The sequence below is a fragment of the Thalassotalea marina genome, assembly GCF_014656435.1.
GTDB lineage: Bacteria > Pseudomonadota > Gammaproteobacteria > Enterobacterales > Alteromonadaceae > Thalassotalea_C > Thalassotalea_C marina.
In genome coordinates this window covers 570,412-592,682 of the sequence record NZ_BNCK01000003.1, presented here as the reverse complement: position 1 = coordinate 592,682, position 22,271 = coordinate 570,412, and the positions used below count along the sequence as shown (strand labels likewise).

The following is a 22,271-nucleotide window of genomic DNA, read 5'->3' as shown; positions in this document are numbered from 1 at the left end:
ATTTAATTTATCAGGGTGATATATCATGAAAGTGGGTATTATCATGGGGTCAAAATCAGATTGGCCTACGATGCAGCATGCAGCAGAAATGCTGGATTTATTGAATGTTCCATATGAAACAAAAGTTGTTTCAGCCCACAGAACGCCACACTTATTGGCTGAATATGCAGAATCAGCAAAAGAACGTGGTTTAAAAGTTATCATCGCTGGTGCTGGCGGAGCGGCTCACCTACCAGGCATGACTGCTGCTTTCACCCCTCTCCCGGTTTTAGGTGTTCCAGTTCAATCAAAAGCGCTTAGCGGCCAAGATTCTTTATTATCAATTGTGCAAATGCCTAAAGGTATTGCAGTAGGTACATTAGCTATTGGTACCGCTGGAGCTGCAAACGCAGGTTTGTTAGCAGCACAAATTCTTGCCACTCATGACGAAACTATCATGGCAAACATCGAGAAGTTCAGAACAGAGCAAACCGACAATATTTTGAATAACCCAAACCCAGCAGAATAGGCAAATACTGGCGATGAAAAAAGTTTTGGTTTTAGGCGCAGGCCAATTAGCTCGCATGATGGACTTAGCTGGCTCTCCCCTTAACATGGACGTAAAAGCATATGATGTACGCAGCAATACTGTTGTTCACCCTGTTGCTCCAATTCACGTATATGGTGACTTAGCGCATGGTATAGCAGAAGCTGACGTGATCACCGCTGAGTTTGAACATGTTGCACATGATACGCTTGCGACATGTGAAGCGTCAGGCAAATTATTGCCAAGCAGCCAATCCATAAAAATTGGTGGTGACAGACGCCTTGAAAAACAGCTTTTAGAATCTTGCCAAGTGCCTAACGCCAAACATGTGGTGATCGAGAGTAAAGAAGATTTCGAGCAAGCCATAGAACAATTAGAGTTACCTATCATTTTTAAAAGTGCGCTTGAAGGATATGATGGTAAAGGCCAGTGGCGTATGAAGTCAGTAGATCAGGCTGAGAACATTTGGCAAGAAATGTCTGACTTTATCGCTCAATCTAAATCTTTAGTACCTCAAGGTATTGTAGCTGAACAGATGGTACCGTTTAGCCGTGAAGTTTCTCTAGTTGGTGCACGCAATACTCATGGCGAAGTAGCTGTGTATCCACTTACTGAAAATCATCATACTAGCGGTGTATTGAGTGTATCTGTTGCTGCTCCTATTCAAGAAAACCTGCAACAACAAGCGGCAGACGTATTTGCTAAATTGACCGAAAAACTCAATTATGTTGGTGTACTCGCTATCGAGTTTTTCCAAGTAGGTGAACAATTATTGGTGAACGAAATTGCTCCTCGAGTGCACAACTCTGGTCATTGGACTCAACAAGGTGCTGATACTTGTCAATTCGAAAACCACATAAGAGCAATAGCGGGCTTACCATTAGGAAGTACTCACTTAGTTCGTCCAACAGCTATGGTAAATATTTTAGGTGAAGATACAGTGCCAAACGAGGTATTAGCAATACCAAGTTTAACCATGCATTGGTATGACAAGGAAAAGCGTGCCGGCCGCAAGATGGGTCATATCAATATAAGTGGTCATGATGAGTTAGAATTAGCGCAGCGCTTAGTTGCATTAGCCAACATTCTTGATGACCAAGCTTTCCCCGACCTTGCACAATTTGCTAAGAAATATTTGTCTCGAGTTTCAAAATAAAAAAGAGCTTTTAAGCTCTTTTTTTAATTTTGGAAGGCATTACATTTTTTATTGGCACACTGCAATTTTTCACCAGACGCCATTTGTCTTTTTAACAACAAAGGAAAAGAGCAACTAGAGCATTGCCCTGCTACTGGCTGATGGTTGACAGCAAACTTACATTTAGGATAACCATCACAAGCATAAAAAGTCTTGCCATGGCGGCTTTGACGTTCAATAAGGTGCTCTTTTTTACAAAGAGGACAAACAACGTCTGCCACTTGTTCGTGCTCTTCATGCTCAATATGATGACAAGTTGGAAAGTTGGTACAGCCAATGAACATTCCGTAGCGGCCTTGTTTTACCGCAAGCTCAGCACCACACTCAGGGCATTCACTTCCAGGTAGTACTTGCGCTTCCATTTTTTCTTGTTCGTGTACTGGTCGTGTATATTTGCAATTAGGGTAAGAGGCACAGCCCCAAAAAGCACCAGCTTTACTGTGTTTAATTGATAATTCACTACCACATTGGGGACACACCTCATACGCTTTTTCTAAAGCATGTTCATGGCGCGAAAATAAACTATCATCCTTTGTTGGCATACAATTTTACTTAAGTTGAATCAAATCACGAGCGAGTTAAAAGTATGCCATATTAAAACCAAATTGTCGTTATTCGTCTGGTCTTATCCACTAGTGAAAAAGTCACATATATACGCTATAGTGCTCGCCTCACAATAGTTAAAGAAGCTTTATATGACACTGCAAATGCAAAAAGAAATTGGTCCTAACTGGTTTGCGAGTGTTATGGGCACAGGTATTATCGCCAATGCCGCAGTAGGTTTACCCATTATAGGTAACCAACTTACCCTAGGCGCCACCATAGTGTGGTTATTAGCGTCTTTTTTTCTTGTTATTTTATGCTGCACTAAATGTTGGCAAACGATCACTAAACCTCACATTATTAGGCGACAGCTCAACGATCCAGTTATGGCACAATTTTTTGGTGCACCGCCTATGGCTTTATTAACTGTCGCTGGTGGTACTTTATTATTTGGTCATCAATTTATGCCAAATAACATCATGTTAATCCTCGCTTGGAGCCTATGGATTGTTGGCACATTAACAGGCCTATTATCTGCGGTATTTATACCCTATCGCTTGTTTACTCGGCTAGTGGTTCGGGATGATGGTGCTTTTGGTGGCTGGTTAATGCCAGTCGTTCCACCTATGGTATCTGCTGCTATTGGGGCAATGTTTATTCCCCACATTAAAGACGTCGCGATGCAGCAAACATTTTTATATTTGTGTTATGCCATGTTTGGTATGAGTTTAATGGCTGGATTTATCATCATAACGCTGATTTGGAGTAGATTAGCACATGCGGGCACCTCTGGTAGTGCCAGAGTACCAACGTTATGGATTGTATTAGGGCCACTTGGTCAATCTATTACTGCTGCTGGGGCATTAGGCGCAGTTGCTCTTTTAGTGCTGGATAATGGCATAGCGCAGGCATTTAATGCTATGGCATTGGTTTATGGAATGCCGGTATGGGGGTTTGCTCTGCTTTGGTCTTGGGTTGCTACCTTATTAACCATTAATGCACTTAAAAAGAAAATGCCTTTTGCACTAACTTGGTGGGCGTTTACCTTCCCAATCGGTACTTGTGTCACAGGAACATCTCAGCTTGCACTACATACACAATTAGTATTTTTTGAATATGCCGCTATTTTACTGTTTGTTGTACTTATTGTTGCTTGGTTTGTTGCTGCAATCGGCACAGCAAAGGGATTAAAACACGGCACTTTGTTATTAATTCCGTTGGAATCAACCCCTATAATCTCCAAAAAAGATCAATGAAAAAAGATCAGATAATTTACTAATAAAAATTTATCTTCTGTTTTCTTTCTCAAAGTCAGTTCTTGGATCATACACTTTAGGTGTACATTTTGCTTTTACTTCCGGCCCTTTAACCTGTGGGTTATCAGTATCTATAACCACCAATGTTTGCGAAATTTCTAAATCACCATTACATTGATGACGATCAGAATATATTTCTTCGTATTCGTTTACAGCTCTACTAGAAGAACAACCAGCGGCAAATACACTTAAAGCTAAAACTAAGGCTAAATTTTTCATACACTATCTACTACAAATAAAAAATAAAATGTCTTAATAACAGACCGAACATTAACTATTTAGTTTAGTGTTCACAAGCATTTATTTAGTCAATGCTTAACTGCATATGATCTTAATGAGTGTGAATCCCTATAAACCCCAGATAACGACACGAAGTTATTTATCTTTAACAATTTATTTCTTTCGAAATGTAGGCTTTGAATACCTTGCAATCAATTTATGCACAATAAACACTTTAATTCAGCTCTGTCTTGTATCAAAACATTATAAACTGCTGGCAAAACGTCCTCGAAAGATCTACATGCCCTAGGTATGATTACGTTTATTTTCAGTTTGTTGGGATTAAACTGTGACGCCAACCTTACCACTATGGTTTCCACTGGTACTCATTTTTTTTATCGCTATATCAATTTGGCTTAGTATAAGTTTAGTTATTGGCAACAAAGGTAATACTAAAGGGAACCGCCTGCTTGGTATTTTTTTGCTAATACAAGTTATGCCTTTAGCAAATGTCTACAGCAAAATTCAATACGGTACCAATGAATGGTGTTGGCTAATTGCAACCAACCTAGCATGGTTATACGGACCCTTTATATTCTTTTTTACTCTGACTATTACCCAGACCAAATACTCAACAAAACAACTTGTTTTACACAGTATTCCGTTTATTTTATCACTAGCCTTTCGATATTCACCTTTTGCGCCTGAGCACATTCCACTGTATTTGACTATTCCCTTAGTCGCACATGCTATTGTTTATATTGGAATTTCATGTTTGCACTTTCGCAAAAACAAAGCTGTTGTTGCAAATATTTTTCACTCGGACAATAAGCCACATTTAGTTTGGTTAATATATTTAATTATCGGAATCGCTCTTATATTCATCGTTGATGCTTTTTTTATGCTTAAAGCCAATTTTCACAGTACGATGAACTATAGCGACTGGTTTGTTTTTATTATGGTTATTTCGATGTTTTTGCACGGTATTGTGTTTTGCTCACTCTTTAAACCAAATGTTTTTTACCAAGAATACAAACAACTGATACATAAAGTACCTTTTGCTAAAAAAGTGATGAAAACGCTCGATCAAGGTTTAGCTAACCAATTATCCCTCGAGCTTGAGCAAAAAATGCTGACCGAAAAGTGGTACCTTGAAGAAGATCTAACCATGCCATCACTTGCAAACAAAATGGGGATCAGTGCCCATCAACTATCCGAGCTATTAAACTCACAACTGGAAAAAAACTTTTATGAGTACATCAACCATTTTCGGCTGCAACAAGCCAAACGCATGTTAAGCGAAGATTCTTTTTTACACTTAACGGTAAGTGACATTGCTTACCAATCAGGCTTTAACAACAAAAATAGTTTTTATCGCTTTTTTAAACAAGATACAGGGATGACTCCTACTAACTATCGAAAAATTAATAAAAGCGAATAATAAAGAGTCATTTATTATCTAAAATGACTCTTTAATTAACAATTTACACCATGATTATCTCCTCAATTAAGCGGAGAATTAAACATGAAAAAACCTATTATTTTAATCACTTTACTGTTGCTAGCGTTTACGTCCTCAAGCCACGCAAATAACTCAAACAACAAAGATGTTCTAGTGTCACTAAATAACATCGAGCGCCTAACCTTTTTATTGCTCAACAAACGAGAAGGCGGTGAACAAGCACAAAGGCAATACCTTGAAGCAATGACCACATTGACTTCTCCAACTGATTTAAAACACTTGATTACTATGCCTATTGTAAAAAAACTTGCAGGTGAACACCCTGCTGAACTTTTTGCCCTGTACGGATGGAGCAACGCAGAGGCAGCCAACAAACTCCGCACTGATGCTGCGTATAAAAACACATTGCTGCCATTACAAAAACAAGGTTGGACTGAGTTGGCTTATAGTGATGTTGAGATAAATAGCGGTGAAAGCTACCGATTATCTCACGATAAGTTTTACACCATGAGTGAATTATGGATAAAAGATGAACATAAGTACCAAGCTTATTTCCACGCGACACAAGCTTTGAGAGATGAATTGGGCGCTAAAATTTTGTTTAAACATTCACCTACTGAATATTCAAGTATGCAAAAAGGAGCAGCAGCCCCGACCTATGTATTGCTAATCGAGTGGCCAAACGAAAAGAATATTGCTTTGTACCCTGAAAGCGAAAAGTTTAAACAAGCCTACCCTGACTTGTTAGCCAGCGTAGAAAAATTTAATTGGTATCAAGTAGCTCTACCAACCAATTTAAACTATTAGAATAATAAAAGGCCGCTCTAGTGTAGCGGCCCTTCTGGTGGTTCATCAAAGACGAGATTTTCCATCTGTGTGTACGCAGATTCTTTGCCAGGTACGTTAAACAGCACCATCAGCACAACACATTTTAAGTCATCAATCGAAAAATATTTAGTATCGAGTTCCATAACACGATCGATAACCATTTCTCTAGTGGTAAAATCCAATACATTGACGTGTTCTAAAAACATCAAAAAGCCTTGGCACTCTCTGTCCAAAATTAGCTTTTCTTCGTCAGTATAAATGCGAAATGACGGTTTAGCGTCACGTTTAAAGTAAGGGTAAATATCGGTATCGTGCAAAGCAGCAAGTTTTTCCAGCCAAGTGATTGCTTTATATATTTCATCTTGATGGAAGCCAGCACGGGTTAATTCATCGGTGAGTGTGTCATGATCAACCAACACTTCTGACTCACTATGGATATAATTCTCAAAAAGGTACATCAATATATCAAACATAACCAGCCCCTATTTTATTTTAAGGTAGCCACCCGGCACCGCAGTTACCAGACCTCTGAGCTCGAGCATTGTTAATCGGGTTAACACTACATCTGTGGGTAGTTTACTCCGAGAAACCACCTTATCTACGGGGGTGATTTCATGTCCCACACTAGCTAACAATGGATCGTTAAACAAGCTTTTGGAATAACTTTTTTTGTTAGTAAGCTCCTTGTTGTTGTTTTTATTTAAGTTTAGTTCAGTTTTAACAATTTCTCCTAACTCATCTATGATATCGGCAACATTTTCAACAAGCTTAGCACCTTGTTTAATTAACCAATGACACCCCGCTGACTGGGTGTTATATATACTGCCAGGCAGAGCAAACACTTCTCTATTTTGTTCTAGTGCGCTTTTAGCCGTTATCAGCGAACCACTTTTAACTGCTGCTTCAATGACCAACACAGCATGTGCAAGCCCACTAATAATGCGATTTCTTCTCGGAAAATGTCCTGGCTTAGGCAGGGTTCCCGGCAAAAACTCAGTAACTATTGCGCCACCTTGTTCGACGATTTCTCGCGCTAAAGCTTTATTTCGCGAGGGATAATCAATGTCGATTCCTGTTGCCGTGACAGCTATAGTTGCGCAGGCCTCATTTGTTGCCATTCGATGAGCGTATGCATCTACTCCTAGTGCAAGTCCACTGGTAACAACAAGCCCATGTTGCGTTAATGCTTTTGAAAAGCTTTTAGTGGTTTCAATGCCATAAGCGGTAACATTTCGACTACCGACAATAGCAATTTGATGTCGAGAAAGTACACGACAATCTCCCCGAACAAACAACACTAAAGGTGGATCATATATTTGTTTTAATAGCTGAGGGTAAAGAGGGTCATCAAAACAAATAATGTGTGCCCCTGCCTCTTGCACTTGACTGATTATTTTCGATATTTTTCGTTCATCTGGAGTGAGCAAACTATGGTATTGTTTTTCACTTAGCCCTAAGACATCACGATTATGTGCGCTAGTGAGAAGGCCAGATAGAGAATATTTTTCAACCAGAGCTATCTTTTTAGGTGTTGATAATCGAGGCACTAACTTTAGCGCAAGCCAGTGCCTCACATTTTGTACTGATGCATCATTTTCTCGTCCTTGAGCCAATGCTTTTTACCTATGTTGTGATTTTATGGTGAAGCTACCGTATCTAGCACTCTTAGCGGCTGATGTGTTTTTAACACCAGCGCCATACTGACTTGTTCAAAGACATTAAATACCATGAGTTTACCAATAGGTTCTGACGGCATGTCGTAATCAGATTCAGTTACTGTCGCCATTCGGTGCCAACGAGACGCATCGGCGGTATAAACTGGACCATCAGCAGTTTCAACTACCCCAGGGCTTTTACGGCTAATCGAAAAAATATCCCCTTGCTTAACACCAGCACTATGACCCTTATCGATAAAAACAACTTCAAACTTGCCAAATTCCCTAACATCGTTAGTCGATTTAATAATTTGACCAGCAATGTTGTCGTTCGCAGCTTGCATGGTAAAAAACGCAGGAAGCATTTGTTCACTATCTAATTTTTTTACAATATAGCCAGCTTTTATTTCTCTAATGGCATTGTCGACGTAAATTGTCGAAGGCTGCTGTTGTGCCATGTCTCCTTGGTGAATAGCTTTGCCTGTTGCAACCAGCCTTGCATGGTAGCCGAGTACTTCTTCACTATCGGGTGAAATTATTTCCTCTTGCTTTTGATAAACCGCGTAAGAGCGACCAACCTCTAAATCGCCAGTGACATAAATTTTTCCACCCTCCATGGAGTTTTTATGCCCTTTATCACCACCCAATACATATGGGCTGGCTTCAACTTCTAACGATGAAAGCACCGCATCATAGTTTAAAAACGGCGCCAGCGTTTCCAAAGAAATCGTCTCGATTGGCATTTTATCTTTCAATGTCGTGCGAATATGTGGTGAAAGTTTGAAATTTGGCTTCCCCTTGACCAACATAGGTTGGCCGGAGGCGTCATATACCAGCTTTAATTGATCGCCCGGATAAATTAGATGTGGATTTTCTACCTCAGGGTTGATTCGCCAAAGTTTTGGCCACAGCCAAGGGTCTTTTAAAAACTTTGCTGAAATATCCCAAAGGGTATCCCCTTTGACCACAACATAAGACGTGGGTGCATTTTCGACTAAACGCAATTCATCAGCGTGCAAATTTTTGGATGTAACAGCTAAAACTAGGGCTAAAATTATCCATTTGAACATAAATACCCGCCTATTATCTTCGAATTGTTGTAAAGCACTCGAATTAATTTTATTTAATGGCTAAAATTGAAACATAACACTCTATTATAGATTTCGCGAATTCTTTTAGTAAATTATGGCGGTATTAGACGTATTAACCTTTCCTGATGAAAGGCTCAGAACCAAAGCAGAACCAGTAACTGAAGTTAACGACGATATTCGAAAAATTGTCGATGACATGTTTGAAACTATGTACGCAGAAAACGGCGTAGGCTTGGCTGCTACACAAGTTAACATTCACAAACGCATTGTGGTAATTGATGTTTCTGACAACAAAGAGCAGTCGTATGTATTGATCAATCCAGAGATCATTCGTAAAAGCGACAATATAATGGTTAACGAAGAAGGTTGTTTATCAGTACCTACTTGTTATGCCAAAGTTGATAGACACACTGAAGTTACAGTAAAAGCACTTGACCGAGATGGCAATTCGTTTGAATTAGATGGTGAAGAATTACTAGCGATTTGTATTCAACATGAACTAGACCATTTAAATGGTGTTTTGTTTGTTGATTATTTATCACCACTAAAACGCAAGCGTATCCAAGCCAAACTAGAAAAAGAAGCCCGCTTAGCATCACGAAGCTAAGCGGTTTCATAAAAAGACATATGTTATGACAACCCCTCTTAAAATTATTTTTGCAGGCACACCTGATTTTGCAGCTAAACATTTGGCCGCTTTAATTGATTCAAACCATGAAGTAGTTGCCGTGTATTGCCCACCAGACAAGCCTGCTGGTCGAGGTAAAAAGTTAACCGCTTGCGCGACCAAGCAACTAGCACTCGAGCACAATATTTCGGTAGAACAACCCGTTAATTTTAAAGACGTCGCAGATCAACAACAGTTAGCAAGTTATAATGCTGATGTCATGGTAGTAGTAGCGTATGGTTTGCTATTGCCAAAAGTAATTCTTGATACACCTAGGCTTGGTTGTATTAATGTACACGGCTCTATATTACCCAAATGGCGTGGTGCGGCTCCAATTCAACGTGCCGTTGAACAAGGCGATGCAAAAACTGGCGTTACTATTATGCAAATGGATGTTGGTTTAGACACTGGTGATATGTTACTCGTCGAAACTTGTGACATTACCGCTCAAGATACGAGCGCCAGCATCTATGAAAAACTAGCTGATCTTGGTCCAAACGCCCTACTAACCACGCTAGAGCAAATGGCAAATGAAACACATCAGGCAACGCCACAAGATAATGACCAAGCTACATATGCAGCAAAATTAGACAAAGCTGAAGCAGAACTAGACTGGAAACTACCTGCTAAAGTGTTGCATCAAAAAATACGTGCTTACATCCCTTGGCCGGTGGCTCAATTTACCTTTAACGAAACAAATGAAAATGCTCACCGAATTCGTATATGGTGTGCCGACGTAGTTAACCATAACACTGCTGAGCCAGCTGGTACGATATTAACAGCAGATAAAAACGGTATAGTTGTCGCCACAGGCGACGGTGCATTGCGGTTAACTAATATACAATTACCCGGTAAAAAAGCCATGCCCGTTAGCGATGTTTTAAATGCCAGAGCTACATGGTTCCAGGTTGGCCAATTGATTAATGGTACAAGTAACTAGTCCATGAGCTCTAATATTCGTGCTTTAGCAGCAAAATGTTGCTTTCAAGTGGTAGAAAAAGGTCGCAGTCTGGCCGACGAGTTGCCAAAACAACAAGAAAAAGTTGAAGGTAAAGATAAAGGTCTACTGCAAGAACTATGTTACGGAGTAATCCGTTATTTACCCGAATTGGAATATGATGTCCGAGAGCTCATCGCAAAACCCTTAACAGGCAAACAGCGCGTTGCACACTTTCTTATTCTTGTTGGTATATATCAATTAAAGTATACCCGCATCCCTGACCATGCGGCTGTGGGTGAAACCGTCAATGGTGCAAAACCGCTAAAACAGTTACATTTAAAAGCCATGATCAACGGTGTTTTACGTAACTTTTTAAGAAACAAAGATAAAGTTTCTGATAAACCTTTGCCTGATGCGATAAAATTTAATCACCCAAGCTGGTTCATTAAAAAAATTCAACACGGCTATCCAGAAGACTGGCAAAAGATTTTAACGGCTAATATGCAAAAGCCACCAATGTGGCTTAGGGTAAATCAACATAAAAACACGGTTGACGCTTATCAAGAAAAGCTAGCAGCGGCAGAAATTGCTGTAAGCAAACAAGATGAGTTCTCTAAGGCATTACTATTAACACGAGCTGTCGATGTTAATAAGCTGCCAGGCTTTTTCGACGGTGAAGTATCTATTCAAGATGGGGCTGCACAACAAGCTGCAGTGCTGTTAAATAGCCAAGCAGGTGAAAATATTCTAGATTGCTGCGCGGCACCAGGTGGGAAAACTTGTCACATCCTCGAATTGCAGCCAAAACTGAAAGCAATGACAGCAATAGATGTCGATGAAGAGCGACTTGCCAGAGTTGAAGATAACCTTTCTCGCTTAGGGTTATCTGCCAAAACAATTGCAGGTGATGCTGGCTCAGATAGCTGGTGGGATGGACAACAGTTCGATCGCATTTTACTTGATGCACCTTGTTCTGGAACCGGTGTTATCCGTCGTCACCCCGATATCAAATGGCTAAGAAAAGCTAGCGACATAGACACGCTAGTCATATTACAGCAACAAATACTGAAAAATGTATGGTCATTGCTAAAGCCCGGTGGTACTTTGCTTTATGCGACGTGCAGTATTTTGCCACAAGAAAATAAAGAACAAATTCAACGCTTTTTGTTAGACCAGCAAGATGCGTCTTTGGTCAATATAGCTCAATCGCAACAAGAAATAGGTTGGCAAATTTTACCTGATGAACAAGGTATGGATGGTTTTTATTACGCCAAGCTAATAAAAAAATAACAACGAAAATCTGGTTGATAACACATGAAAATTGTCATTATTGGCGCAGGCCAAGTTGGTGGAACACTAGCAGAAAACTTAGTTGGTGAAAACAATGATATCACTTTGATTGATACCAACAATGAAGTGCTACGCGAGTTGCAAGATAAAATGGATCTTCAAGTTGTAGTTGGCCAAGGCTCTCACCCAGATGTATTAAAACAGGCAGGCGCAGAAGATGCTGAAATGGTTATTGCTGTGACCAGTGATGACGCTACTAATATGATCGCCTGCCAAATTTGTTATTCCCTTTTTAACACGGCAACAAAAATAGCGCGCATTCGCTCTGCAAAAATACTGCGTTATCAAGACCAATTGTTCCAACATGAAAATATCCCTGTTGATCATGTTATTGCACCAGAGCAACTAGTGACACGCGATATTGCCCGATTAATTGATTATCCTGGCGCATTGCAGGTTTTAGAATTTGCTCAAGGAAAAGTAAGTTTAGTCGCGGTTAAAGCCTACTATGGTGGTTTATTAGTGGGTCATGCACTGTCAACTTTACGAGAGCATATTCCAAATATAGATACCCGCGTTGCTGCTATTTATCGTAACGGACGCCCTATTCGCCCGCTAGGTACAACAGTTATTGAAGCTGACGATGAAGTATTTTTTATCGCTGCAACGAAACATATTCGCGCAGTAATGAATGAGCTACAAAAGCTAGAGCCAGCCTATAAACGTGTCATGATCGCTGGTGGTGGTAATATTGGCGCGGGTTTAGCTCGCATGCTTGAAAAGAACCATCAAGTAAAACTGATTGAGCATTCACCTAAACGCGCAGCTTACTTAGCATCAGAATTAGATGGCACGTTAGTATTTGTTGGTGATTCATCTGATCAAGAATTGCTTATTGAAGAACATATTGATCAGTTCGACGTTTTTATTGCGGTAACAAACGATGATGAAGCAAACATTATGTCATCATTGCTAGCAAAACGCTTAGGTTGTCGAAAAGCTATGGTGCTAATTCAGCGCAGCGCTTATATTGATTTGGTTCATGGCAGTAACATAGATATCGCTGTCTCACCTCAACACGCAACTATTTCAGCGCTGTTAACCCATGTACGTAAAGGAAGTATCGATAACGTATATAGTTTACGTGGTGGCGCGGCAGAAGCGATTGAAATTGTTGCTATGGGTAATGAAAAATCATCTAAGGTTGTAGGCCGCACGGTGGCTGAATTAAAACTCCCCCCGGGTACTACTATCGGAGCGATAGTAAGAGAAGACGAGGTGATCATCGCGCATTCAACTACCTTGATTGAAAGTGATGATCATGTGATTTTATTCTTAGTGAATAAGAAATATATCAACGACGTAGAGAAACTCTTCTATGTTGACCCTTTGCAGTTCTTCTAACTAGGTTTAACTGAATTAAGCACGCCAAAACGCCGGCAAGAATAAAACTAGAAGTGTAAATATTTCGAGTCGGCCAAACAACATTGCCACTATCAATACCCATTTACTAAAATCACCTAGCGGTGCAAAATTAGCAGCTACCTCTCCTAGTCCTGGGCCTAAGTTATTTAAACAAGCTGCGACTGCCGTGAAGGCGGTAATGTCGTCAACACCGCTAGCGAGTAGCAATAACATACATATAACAAACACCGCAGCATAGGCAGCAAAAAAGCCCCATATGGCCTCAACAACTCGATTAGGTAGCGCTTTTTTACCGAGTTTAATAGTAAATATTGCTTTCGGATGCACTAGTTTATTGAGCTCTCGTACGCCTTGTAAGTATAACAATAAGACACGCACGACTTTCATACCGCCACCGGTACTTCCTGCACAGCCACCAATAAAGCTGGCGAAGATTAACAAAATAGGAAGCATCGTTGGCCAATCAGCAAACGAAGTGGTTGCAAAGCCTGCTGTAGTACTAATAGAAACCGCTTGAAACAAGGCCTGATCAAAAGCTTCAAAGCCCGTTTGATAAATACCATAACTCATCAGCACTGCAAAACAGATTAAAGTAAGTACCAATTGAATAAGAATAAATACCTTAAATTCAGGGTCATAAAAATAGGCTCGTAATGATTTACTGTTCAAAACGGCAAAGTGCAATGCAAAGTTAACGCCTGCAATGATAAGAAAAAAGACACAAATAAAGTTAATTAATGGGCTTTGGAAATACCCCATACTTAAATCATGTGTTGAAAACCCACCAATGGCAATGGTTGAAAAGGCGTGACAAATAGCGTCAAACATCGTCATGCCAGCTCCCCAGTAGGAAAGCGTACATGCAACAGTTAAACCAACATAAATAAACCACAAATGTTTGGCAGTATCCGCTATTCTGGGGGTCATTTTGGAATCTTTAACCGGGCCTGGCGTCTCTGCACGGTATAACTGCATACCACCTATGCCTAACATGGGTAAAATAGCCACAGCAAGTACGATAATCCCCATACCACCAAGCCACTGCAGTTGCTGTCGATACCAAAGCACAGCATGAGGCAGACCGTCAATTTGTGTCAGTATGGTTGCCCCTGTGGTTGTTAACCCTGAAAAGGATTCAAAAAAAGCATCAGTTATCGATAGATTTGGTGTTTCAAGCAACATCAACGGAATAGCTGAGAAGCTGGCCAGAACGGTCCAGAACAACACAACAATAAGAAAGCCTTCTCTGGCTCTTAGATCCCCTTTTTCGTTTCGTTGAGGGTACCAAGCTGTAATACCTGCAACCAAACAAAAAATAAAAGCCATTAAAAACGAGACACCACCGCCATCACGATACACCAATGAGATAAAAGCTGGCGGTAACATGGTAACACTTAGCAAAGAAACCAATAACCCAAGTATTCTGATGATATTTTTATATTGCACGTTATTTGATGCTTATTTTTTTACTGAATGCTTTTCAGTGTTAGTTGCCCTGCCGATAAAGTTTTTAATTGCTCACCGACATTATTAAGTTTTTGCTCAGGGATCGCCAAAACTAACTCTACATGCTCTTGATAGCTTTGCTCTACCACTTGTCCCTGAACTTGTTCCATTAGCCTCAGTATGTCATTTACCTGTGTATATTGACAAGATAAGCTTTTGTGAACCATGGGAATTTTTGTTTTAGTTTCTAGAAACTCTAGCGCACCGCGCACTGATGCCCCATAAGCCCTTTGTAACCCCCCGGTCCCTAGTTTAGTGCCGCCAAAGTAACGAACAACAATTGCCGCAACTTCGCCAATATTAGCGCCTTGCAGTGCCATTAGCATAGGACGACCAGCGGTTCCAGAGGGTTCACCATCATCAGAGAAGCCGTAACTTCGGCTTTCTTGAGGGTGATCAAGGATAAACGCATAACAGTGATGATTAGCCTGAGGATGAAGTTGACGAATATCTTGCAGAAACGTTTTAAACGCTTCTGCAGAACTACATGCTTGTAGGTAACATATAAAACGACTGCGACTTACATCGGTTTCGTCAATAACTTCACCTTTGGCTACTTGGTAAGGTGCTCTCACAGTTTTAAGCTAAACCTAAATCTCGAGTCATATTTTCGTTATGAGATTGATGCACGATAATATTATCTTCAATACGAATACCACCATAAGGGCGCATAATTTCAACTTTTGACCAGTTAACCATGTCAGCTTTATCAGATTGTTTAATGTCTGACAGTAGTGAATCAATAAAATACAAACCCGGTTCAATAGTAAATACTTGGTTAGCTTCTACCGTACGTGTCGCTCGTAAAAATGGGTGCTGCTCTGGGGCGTTAACATGTGTACCACGCTCATCCGCCATAAAACCACCAACATCATGTGTTTGTAAACCCAAGTGATGACCAAGACCATGCGGAAAGAATGCCGAAACGATACCTGACTCAACTGCACTGTCAGCGCTAACGTTAATTAAATTAAACTCTTGCATGACTTGTGCGATTTGAGCAAATGTTTCCACATGTAATTCCGCATAACTTTTGCCAGGCTTTAACCCATCAACAGCATTAACCATCAGTTGGTCCATACGAGTAATTAAATCAGCAAATTCACTGTTGCCTCGGGCATATGTGCGGGTAATATCTGCAGCATAACCATGAAAATTAGCACCAGCATCAATGAGAAATGAACGATGTTCGCTAGGCGCTTTTTGCTCAAGCATGGTGTAATGCAATATCGCGGCGTTTTCATTAAGTGCAATAATGCTACCGTAAGGCGTATCATTTTCTCCGTATTGCATTGCTTTTAAATAAGCACGCTGAATCTCGTACTCACTTAGCCCGGCAAGAAATGCATTTTTTGCCGCCTGATGCCCTAATACAGCTAAGCGATTAGACTCTCGCATACATTCTTGTTCATACGCTGTTTTATAAGCACGATGGTAGTGAATACAGTTGAGCAGCCCCTCTGGATTAATAGTTTCAAACCCCAGAGCCTGCGCCACTTCAATATGTGCACCTATATAGGCAAACCCCTTTTTGTCATATGGCAAGAGCTTTTCGACATCACTTGCTTTAGTCAACACTTTGATGTCAAAAAAATCATTCCAATAACTGTCTGTTAATGGCAATACCTTGTGCCAAAAGTCAACTGGCTGATAATAGATCAGTGTTGGTTTATCAGAACCATTAATAATTAACCATGAATTCGGCACGTTAGTTAGCGGCAACCAGTGTTTAAAGTGTGGATTTACTTTGAACGGGTATGTCGTGTCATCAAGAAAAACTCGTAATTCTTGGCCGGAATGAATGATCATGCCATCTAAGTTTTCACGAGAAAGCGCTTGTTTGGCTCTATGTTGTAATTCAGTGACATGTGCAGGATAAAGACTGGCTAATTTGCTCATTATAAAGGTCCGATTGTCAATTTGATACGATCATAACACAGCACAGAATCGCTTGGCAGTGCTGTGTTTTATTAACTTTATACTCGCTTACAAAGGTGTAATATTCATTTGATGCAGCTCATTAAACAAAGTGCTTTGTTCACCAACTTTATGTCGATAAATTTGTTGGTAGGCTAAAACACTTTTCACGTAATCACGAGTTTCCTGAAAAGGAATAGTTTCAATCCAAATATCCGCTGGCAAACTATCAATTTTGTTAAGCCAGGCTTTAACTCTGTATGGTCCTGCATTATATGCAGCCGTTGCAAGTATTTGATTCCCCTTATGACGCTTTAACAGGTCACGTAAATAGCGTGTGCCCAAATTGATATTATTATCACTATCGATTAAATACTTGGTTGAAACCCTTTTGCGTTTTGTTAAGTGTTTTGCCGTACTTGGCATCACTTGCATTAAGCCTTTTGCCCCAACAGCAGAGTGTGCATCTAACATAAAGGAGCTTTCACGGCGAGCTATGGCAAATGCCCATGCAGGATCTATTGCGTGTTTGTTTGAATACTCGGTAATTTGCTCACTAAATGCCAAAGGAAAGCGCATGTCAATGTCATCTAAGTAACCTACCTGAGATAACGCAAATATTGGCCTATCATACCAACCAATGCCATTGGCTAATTTGGCGGCAACTAGTTTTTGGCGTTGATCTAGCCGATTAAACCAATAATTCCACTCTTTTCGTGCAGCATGAAAACGGCCTAAATGAAAAAGCTCAAAGGCTCTTTTTCCTGCGCTATCTTTAAATAAGTTAGCTTTTTCTTCTTCTGTAACAGTAATGGGCTTATGTTGATAGTTTACAGGGATATTAAGTAAACTAGCGGAAAGAAACCCGTAATAATGACGTTTGCCTGCTAAACTTTGTAACTGCTGTCGGCCTTTTTCTTGTTCACCTGTTTCCAGTAAACTTCTTCCATACCAATACTGCCACTGATTCGAATTTTGTTTTGATCGAGGTAATGCCAATAACGACTGTTTAACTTTAGGCCAATTCTGCTCTCTTAATGCGTCGGCAATAATCCACTGCACCAATTTGTTTGTTAAATTCTCATCATTAACTTTGGCAAGCCAATCTTTAGCCGCTTCATGCTTTTTACTCGCAAGCGCTAAAGCAAACCTTAGCGCAATACTTTGTTTTTGCTGGTCAGATAAGGTAAATACAGTTTCAGCTTTTTTGTATGTAGCAAGTGCGTTATCAGGAGCACGCCATATAAGCCTTTTTATTCCGTAAACAAAAATTTCGCTTTCTTTTGCGCTTTTTGTCTTAAACCGAGAAAGTACTGTAACAGCAGCTGGGTCACGTCTGACCTTATGCCATAATTGCCCTAAATATTGTTCTTTCTCTGGAAGTAAACTAGTTATATAAGGTATTAGCGTATGGTTGCCACCATCTGCAGCTTTTGATAAGCGCTGCCAAACATGTTGTTCAGTGCGCAGCCCCGCTTCTTGCCATTTATTGAACAAAGGATCACAAGCTTTAGGTTGTGATTTTCCTACTACCCACAAACTGGCCACCTGTTTTAATACCTTATTTGCAGGCTCACCTTTATTTAGTTGATACAAGTAGTGACGACAATTTAGCTCAACATCAGATGTCGGCGAGAAAAACTCTAGAAACAGCGTTTGCCTATTACGTTTTGCTAAGTACTGCAGCCACTTTTTTCTTAGCGGCCAATCTAATGGAGTACCTTTATATTTTTCAAGAAAGGTGGCAATTTCCTTTGCTGAAGATAGACGCATTTTATGCATCAGCCTTTTTTGGTCTAAATAAGGCTGTAGAGGATAAAAGTGAAGTTGCTGATACAATTCTTGATACGCAGAAGATCGATGCTTCCACAGTTGCTTTTCAGCTTTTAAAAATAGATCCCTTTGAGTACTGCTCTCTCTTGCCACCGAGTCATTAGATAGCGAGACGAACAAGGCGACAATCAGAAATAATCGAAACATAAACAAGCCTTATCTGTCAGTTCAAATTAAGGGTATTCATGCTCAGAAAACAAAGCAAGTATTTATTGATAAAAGTTTGGTTCAGCAAGATGAACCACGTTCTACAGGTAATTTATACCATAGGAGCAAAAAATTGCTTGTGCTACAATTCCCGTTAATTAAAGTGCAAACCTAGATACAAAGCCGCTAACCATGACCGAAGTATTTAATCATGCCGATCATCAATTAGATGCCATTGGCTTACGTTGTCCTGAACCAGTAATGATGGTTCGACTAAACATCAGAAAAATAACGTCAGGGGAAACTTTGTTAGTTGTGGCGGATGACCCTTCTACAACTCGAGATATTCCCAGCTTTTGCCAGTTTATGGAGCACGAGTTAGTCGCCAAACAGGTTGACGAATTACCTTATAAATATTTGATCAAAAAAGGGTGACCTCAGTCACCCTTTTATACATGTTCTACAACGATAATCTTAGTTTTGAAGCACTGAAATATCTGCGATAGCCAAGAAGCTATTACGTATTTCGTTTAGCAAAGTTAAACGATTAATTTTTACCGCTTCATCATCCGCCATAACCATCACGCTATCAAAAAAGATATCGATAGGTTGTTTGATTTCGGCCAATACCGTTAAGGCATCTTGATAGTTTTTATCAGCAAGTAGCGGTTGTACTTTTTCTTGTAACGTCGCAAAAGTTTCAGCAAGTGCGATTTCTTCACTTTCCGTAGCAACCTTTTGACTGAATGACGTTGACAATTCGCCATCAAACTTAGCCAGAATATTACCAACACGTTTATTGGCAGCAGCTAATGTTTGAGCAGCTTCCATCGCTTTAAAATGTTGTACCGCTAGGATGCGCTTTTCAAAATCAAGTGGTGCTGTCGGCGAATTTGCCAATACGGCTTGAATAACATCAACGCTAACGCCTTGCTCTTGATAATGTGATTTGAAACGACCTAAAACAAAATCAATGACCTGTGCTTGAGTATTTTCATTGATAAGCTTGTCACCGTATAGCTCAACACTTTTTGCCACTAAACTTGCAATATCTAAATCAAGTTGCTTTTCAATGATGATACGAATCAAACCAATAGCAGCACGACGTAATGCAAACGGATCTTTATCACCTTTTGGAGGTTGGTTAATACCAAAAATGCCGACCAATGTATCAATTTTATCTGCGATCGCTACTGCACAACCAATATTTGCTTCAGGCAAAGTATCACCAGCAAAACGTGGACGATACTGATCTTCTAACGCTTGAGCTACTGCCGCATCTTCACCGTCGTTTTGCGCATAGTATTTACCCATAGTACCTTGTACTTGAGGGAACTCTAATACCATGTCTGACATCAAGTCAGTTTTACTTAATAAACCTGCACGGTAAGCTAATAAACCGTCTTCATTTATCTCTTTTGCCGTAAACTCACTTAACATCGCAATACGTTCAGATTTTGCTTTGAGTGTGCCTAGTTGTTTTTGGAATAAAACACTTTCTAAGCTTGCAAGACGAGATTCTAATGATTGCTTTTTGTCTGTTTTGAAGAAGAACTCTGCATCAGATAAACGTGGACGAATTACCTTTTCATTACCAAAAATAACTTTTTCTGGGTCTTTAGATTCGATATTTGCCACGAAAATAAACTTGTTAAGCAAGTTACCGTTGGCATCATTTACAGGAAAATACTTTTGGTGGTCTTTCATCGAGTAAATTAACGGTTCAGGTGGAACCTGCAAAAACTCTTCATCAAACGTACCCACCAATGTCACAGGCCACTCAACCAGTGACGTAACCTCTTCCAATAAATCATCATCTATTAGCGCTGTTGCATTAAGACTTGCTTCTTGCTTTTTGATTTGCTCAATGATTATTTGACGTCTTGTGTCGTAATCAGCAATAACAAACGCTTCTTTTAGCGTATCTTCATATTGATCAGCATGATTTAATGTCACTAAACCTTGGTGATGAAAACGATGGCCTTGCAGTAAATTATTTGAACTAACGCCTAACGCTTCACCAGCAATAATTTGCTCACCATACATTAAAGTTAATGTATGTACTGGACGAATAAACTGGGTACGAGAACTGCCCCAACGCATTGGTTTTGGAATAGGCAATTTCGACAAAGCAATATTTACCATATCAGGTATTAATTCAGCCGTATTTTTGCCTGGTTGAATCGCTTTATGTAAAAGCCATTCACCCTTATCTGTTGTTAAACGCTGTGCTTGGTCAATGGTAATACCATTTGATCTTGCCCAACCTTCCGCAGCTTTGCTTGGGTTACCTTCTGCATCAAATGCAACGTTAACTGCAGGTCCGCGCTTTTCAACTTCTTTATCACTTTGCTTTTCATCTAAGGCATTAACTTTTATTGCCAAACGTCTTGGTGATGCAAACCATTGTGCTGATTCAAAAGACAAATCAGCTTGGTTTAACTGTTCAGTAATTTGTTGATAAAACGTAGTAGCTAACTTTTTAAGAGCTTTTGGAGGTAGCTCTTCAGTACCTAGTTCAATTAGTAGCGTGTTTTTATTCATTTTCATTATTCTCCCGCTTTTTCTTGTTGCTTACATAGCGGGAAACCAAGTTGTTCACGTGTAGCATAATAAGCTTCAGCACAAGCTTTCGATAAAGCCCTAACTCTTAAAATATAACGTTGTCTTTCTGTAACTGAAATGGCGTGACGTGCGTCTAACAAGTTAAATGCATGTGAGGCTTTCATCACTTGTTCATAAGCTGGCAGTGCTAAGCCCTTTTCAATAAGCTTTTGGCTGTCTTTTTCACATTGGTCAAACTGTGCAAACAAAGCATCAACATCAGCGTGTTCAAAATTATACGCTGATTGCTCAACTTCATTTTGATGGAAAACATCACCGTATAATACTTTGCCCATTGGACCATCTGTCCAAACTAGATCATAGATACTATCAACATTTTGAATGTACATAGCCAAGCGCTCTAAACCATAGGTAATTTCGCCTGTTACAGGAGCACACTCTAAACCACCTACTTGTTGGAAGTAAGTAAACTGAGTTATTTCCATACCATCAAGCCAAACTTCCCAGCCTAAACCCCAAGCGCCAAGAGTTGGAGATTCCCAGTTATCTTCCACGAAACGAATGTCGTGTACTAGTGGATCAATACCTAACTCTTCAAGAGAATTTAAATATAGCTGTTGGATATTTTTAGGAGACGGCTTAAGCATGACTTGAAATTGATAGTAATGCTGTAGTCGATTAGGGTTTTCACCATAACGGCCATCAGTAGGACGACGACATGGCTGTACATAGGCACTGCTTATAGGTTCTGGCCCAACAGCACGTAGAAACGTCATAGGATGGAAAGTACCAGCCCCCACTTCTAAATCTAATGGCTGTACGATCACGCAACCTTGGCGCGACCAATAATCTTGTAGTTGTAGGATTAACCCTTGGAATGTTTTTATGTTAAACGTACTCATACGTGCCTGTATTTTTGGTTAGTTTCACTTTGCTCGCGCTAGTATAACGTTTGTAGGTTTAATAGCCTAGTTAACTAACACATTATATTGAGTAAAAGCTCAATTTTGGATTAATTGTACCCGTAATATCAGGTTCAATTAAATATCTAGTTTCTTTTGTAACATAAGACTTGTTACTTTTAGCTATTTATCCTAGTTCATTTTTGATTCAATCCATTGATTTAAAATAAAAAAACCATGCTTT

At 39.9% G+C, this 22,271-nt stretch carries 21 protein-coding genes; 10 read left to right on the top strand and 11 right to left on the bottom strand.

Annotated elements, in window-relative coordinates; translation table 11 throughout:
- Positions 1 to 25 precede the first annotated feature (25 nt).
- Both purE and IE199_RS09125 read left to right on the top strand, forming a co-directional pair.
- Positions 26 to 508 carry a 5-(carboxyamino)imidazole ribonucleotide mutase gene (gene purE / locus IE199_RS09130; protein WP_189769441.1) on the top strand — a complete coding sequence of 161 codons (483 nt, stop codon included), beginning with the start codon at positions 26 to 28 and terminating at the stop codon, positions 506 to 508.
- Positions 509 to 521: 13 nt separating this feature from the next.
- A complete protein-coding gene (locus IE199_RS09125) occupies positions 522 to 1,682 on the top strand; it encodes a 5-(carboxyamino)imidazole ribonucleotide synthase (RefSeq protein ID WP_189769439.1) in 1,161 nt (386 codons plus the stop codon).
- Between the two features lie 23 nt (positions 1,683 to 1,705).
- Here IE199_RS09125 and IE199_RS09120 read toward each other — a convergent pair whose 3' ends face one another.
- Positions 1,706 to 2,263 (bottom strand): DNA topoisomerase family protein, encoded by a 558-nt coding sequence (locus IE199_RS09120; protein WP_189769437.1) that lies wholly within the window; start codon positions 2,261 to 2,263, stop codon positions 1,706 to 1,708.
- Positions 2,264 to 2,416: 153 nt separating this feature from the next.
- On the opposite strand from IE199_RS09120, the gene IE199_RS09115 reads away from it, so the two are divergent.
- Positions 2,417 to 3,520: a TDT family transporter gene (locus IE199_RS09115; RefSeq protein ID WP_189769435.1), complete on the top strand. Its 1,104-nt coding sequence runs from the start codon at positions 2,417 to 2,419 to the stop codon at positions 3,518 to 3,520.
- 30 nt (positions 3,521 to 3,550) lie between these two features.
- Here the strand turns inward: IE199_RS09115 and IE199_RS09110 are convergent, their stop codons facing one another.
- Positions 3,551 to 3,799, bottom strand: coding sequence for a putative periplasmic lipoprotein (locus tag IE199_RS09110; protein ID WP_189769433.1), 249 nt, complete (start codon positions 3,797 to 3,799; stop codon positions 3,551 to 3,553).
- A gap of 349 nt (positions 3,800 to 4,148) precedes the next feature.
- On the opposite strand from IE199_RS09110, the gene IE199_RS09105 reads away from it, so the two are divergent.
- The gene (locus IE199_RS09105; protein ID WP_189769431.1) at positions 4,149 to 5,240 is read left to right on the top strand and encodes a helix-turn-helix domain-containing protein; all 1,092 of its coding nucleotides are present in this window, start codon (positions 4,149 to 4,151) and stop codon (positions 5,238 to 5,240) included.
- A gap of 84 nt (positions 5,241 to 5,324) precedes the next feature.
- Positions 5,325 to 6,068, top strand: a complete 744-nt coding sequence (locus IE199_RS09100) for a DUF1330 domain-containing protein (RefSeq protein WP_189769429.1) — start codon at positions 5,325 to 5,327, stop codon at positions 6,066 to 6,068.
- A gap of 17 nt (positions 6,069 to 6,085) precedes the next feature.
- On the opposite strand, the gene IE199_RS09095 is transcribed toward IE199_RS09100, so the two are convergent.
- Genes IE199_RS09095 through IE199_RS09085 form a run of 3 tightly spaced genes read right to left on the bottom strand, consistent with a single transcriptional unit; the run spans position 6,086 to position 8,814 of the window.
- Positions 6,086 to 6,562: a DUF494 family protein gene (locus IE199_RS09095; RefSeq protein ID WP_189769427.1), complete on the bottom strand. Its 477-nt coding sequence runs from the start codon at positions 6,560 to 6,562 to the stop codon at positions 6,086 to 6,088.
- A gap of 9 nt (positions 6,563 to 6,571) precedes the next feature.
- Positions 6,572 to 7,702: a DNA-processing protein DprA gene (gene dprA, locus IE199_RS09090; protein WP_189769425.1), complete on the bottom strand. Its 1,131-nt coding sequence runs from the start codon at positions 7,700 to 7,702 to the stop codon at positions 6,572 to 6,574.
- Positions 7,703 to 7,725: 23 nt separating this feature from the next.
- Positions 7,726 to 8,814, bottom strand: coding sequence for a LysM peptidoglycan-binding domain-containing protein (locus IE199_RS09085; RefSeq protein ID WP_189769416.1), 1,089 nt, complete (start codon positions 8,812 to 8,814; stop codon positions 7,726 to 7,728).
- 115 nt (positions 8,815 to 8,929) lie between these two features.
- Between IE199_RS09085 and def the strand changes: the two genes are divergently transcribed.
- The 4 genes from def to trkA are packed head-to-tail and all read left to right on the top strand — an operon-like array spanning position 8,930 to position 13,136.
- Positions 8,930 to 9,442: a peptide deformylase gene (def, locus tag IE199_RS09080; protein ID WP_189769414.1), complete on the top strand. Its 513-nt coding sequence runs from the start codon at positions 8,930 to 8,932 to the stop codon at positions 9,440 to 9,442.
- 25 nt (positions 9,443 to 9,467) lie between these two features.
- Positions 9,468 to 10,442, top strand: coding sequence for a methionyl-tRNA formyltransferase (gene fmt, locus IE199_RS09075; RefSeq protein WP_189769412.1), 975 nt, complete (start codon positions 9,468 to 9,470; stop codon positions 10,440 to 10,442).
- Positions 10,443 to 10,445: 3 nt separating this feature from the next.
- Positions 10,446 to 11,732: a 16S rRNA (cytosine(967)-C(5))-methyltransferase RsmB gene (gene rsmB / locus IE199_RS09070; protein ID WP_189769411.1), complete on the top strand. Its 1,287-nt coding sequence runs from the start codon at positions 10,446 to 10,448 to the stop codon at positions 11,730 to 11,732.
- Between the two features lie 24 nt (positions 11,733 to 11,756).
- Complete coding sequence (gene trkA / locus IE199_RS09065; RefSeq protein ID WP_189769409.1) at positions 11,757 to 13,136, top strand: Trk system potassium transporter TrkA; 1,380 nt, start codon at positions 11,757 to 11,759, stop codon at positions 13,134 to 13,136.
- 15 nt (positions 13,137 to 13,151) lie between these two features.
- Here trkA and IE199_RS09060 read toward each other — a convergent pair whose 3' ends face one another.
- The 4 genes from IE199_RS09060 to IE199_RS09045 form a co-directional block, all read right to left on the bottom strand.
- Complete coding sequence (locus IE199_RS09060) at positions 13,152 to 14,603, bottom strand: TrkH family potassium uptake protein (protein ID WP_189769407.1); 1,452 nt, start codon at positions 14,601 to 14,603, stop codon at positions 13,152 to 13,154.
- Positions 14,604 to 14,623: 20 nt separating this feature from the next.
- Positions 14,624 to 15,238: a YigZ family protein gene (locus tag IE199_RS09055; protein ID WP_189769405.1), complete on the bottom strand. Its 615-nt coding sequence runs from the start codon at positions 15,236 to 15,238 to the stop codon at positions 14,624 to 14,626.
- 4 nt (positions 15,239 to 15,242) lie between these two features.
- Complete coding sequence (gene pepQ / locus IE199_RS09050; protein WP_189769403.1) at positions 15,243 to 16,562, bottom strand: Xaa-Pro dipeptidase; 1,320 nt, start codon at positions 16,560 to 16,562, stop codon at positions 15,243 to 15,245.
- 87 nt (positions 16,563 to 16,649) lie between these two features.
- Positions 16,650 to 18,560 (bottom strand): transglycosylase SLT domain-containing protein, encoded by a 1,911-nt coding sequence (locus tag IE199_RS09045; RefSeq protein WP_189769402.1) that lies wholly within the window; start codon positions 18,558 to 18,560, stop codon positions 16,650 to 16,652.
- Between the two features lie 192 nt (positions 18,561 to 18,752).
- Between IE199_RS09045 and tusA the strand changes: the two genes are divergently transcribed.
- A complete protein-coding gene (tusA, locus tag IE199_RS09040) occupies positions 18,753 to 18,995 on the top strand; it encodes a sulfurtransferase TusA (protein ID WP_189769396.1) in 243 nt (80 codons plus the stop codon).
- Positions 18,996 to 19,034: 39 nt separating this feature from the next.
- Here tusA and glyS read toward each other — a convergent pair whose 3' ends face one another.
- On the bottom strand, positions 19,035 to 21,104 hold the full coding sequence (gene glyS, locus IE199_RS09035; protein ID WP_189769553.1) for a glycine--tRNA ligase subunit beta: 2,070 nt from the start codon (positions 21,102 to 21,104) through the stop codon (positions 19,035 to 19,037).
- 5 nt (positions 21,105 to 21,109) lie between these two features.
- Positions 21,110 to 22,027, bottom strand: a complete 918-nt coding sequence (glyQ, locus tag IE199_RS09030; protein ID WP_189769394.1) for a glycine--tRNA ligase subunit alpha — start codon at positions 22,025 to 22,027, stop codon at positions 21,110 to 21,112.
- Positions 22,028 to 22,271: the final 244 nt, after the last annotated feature.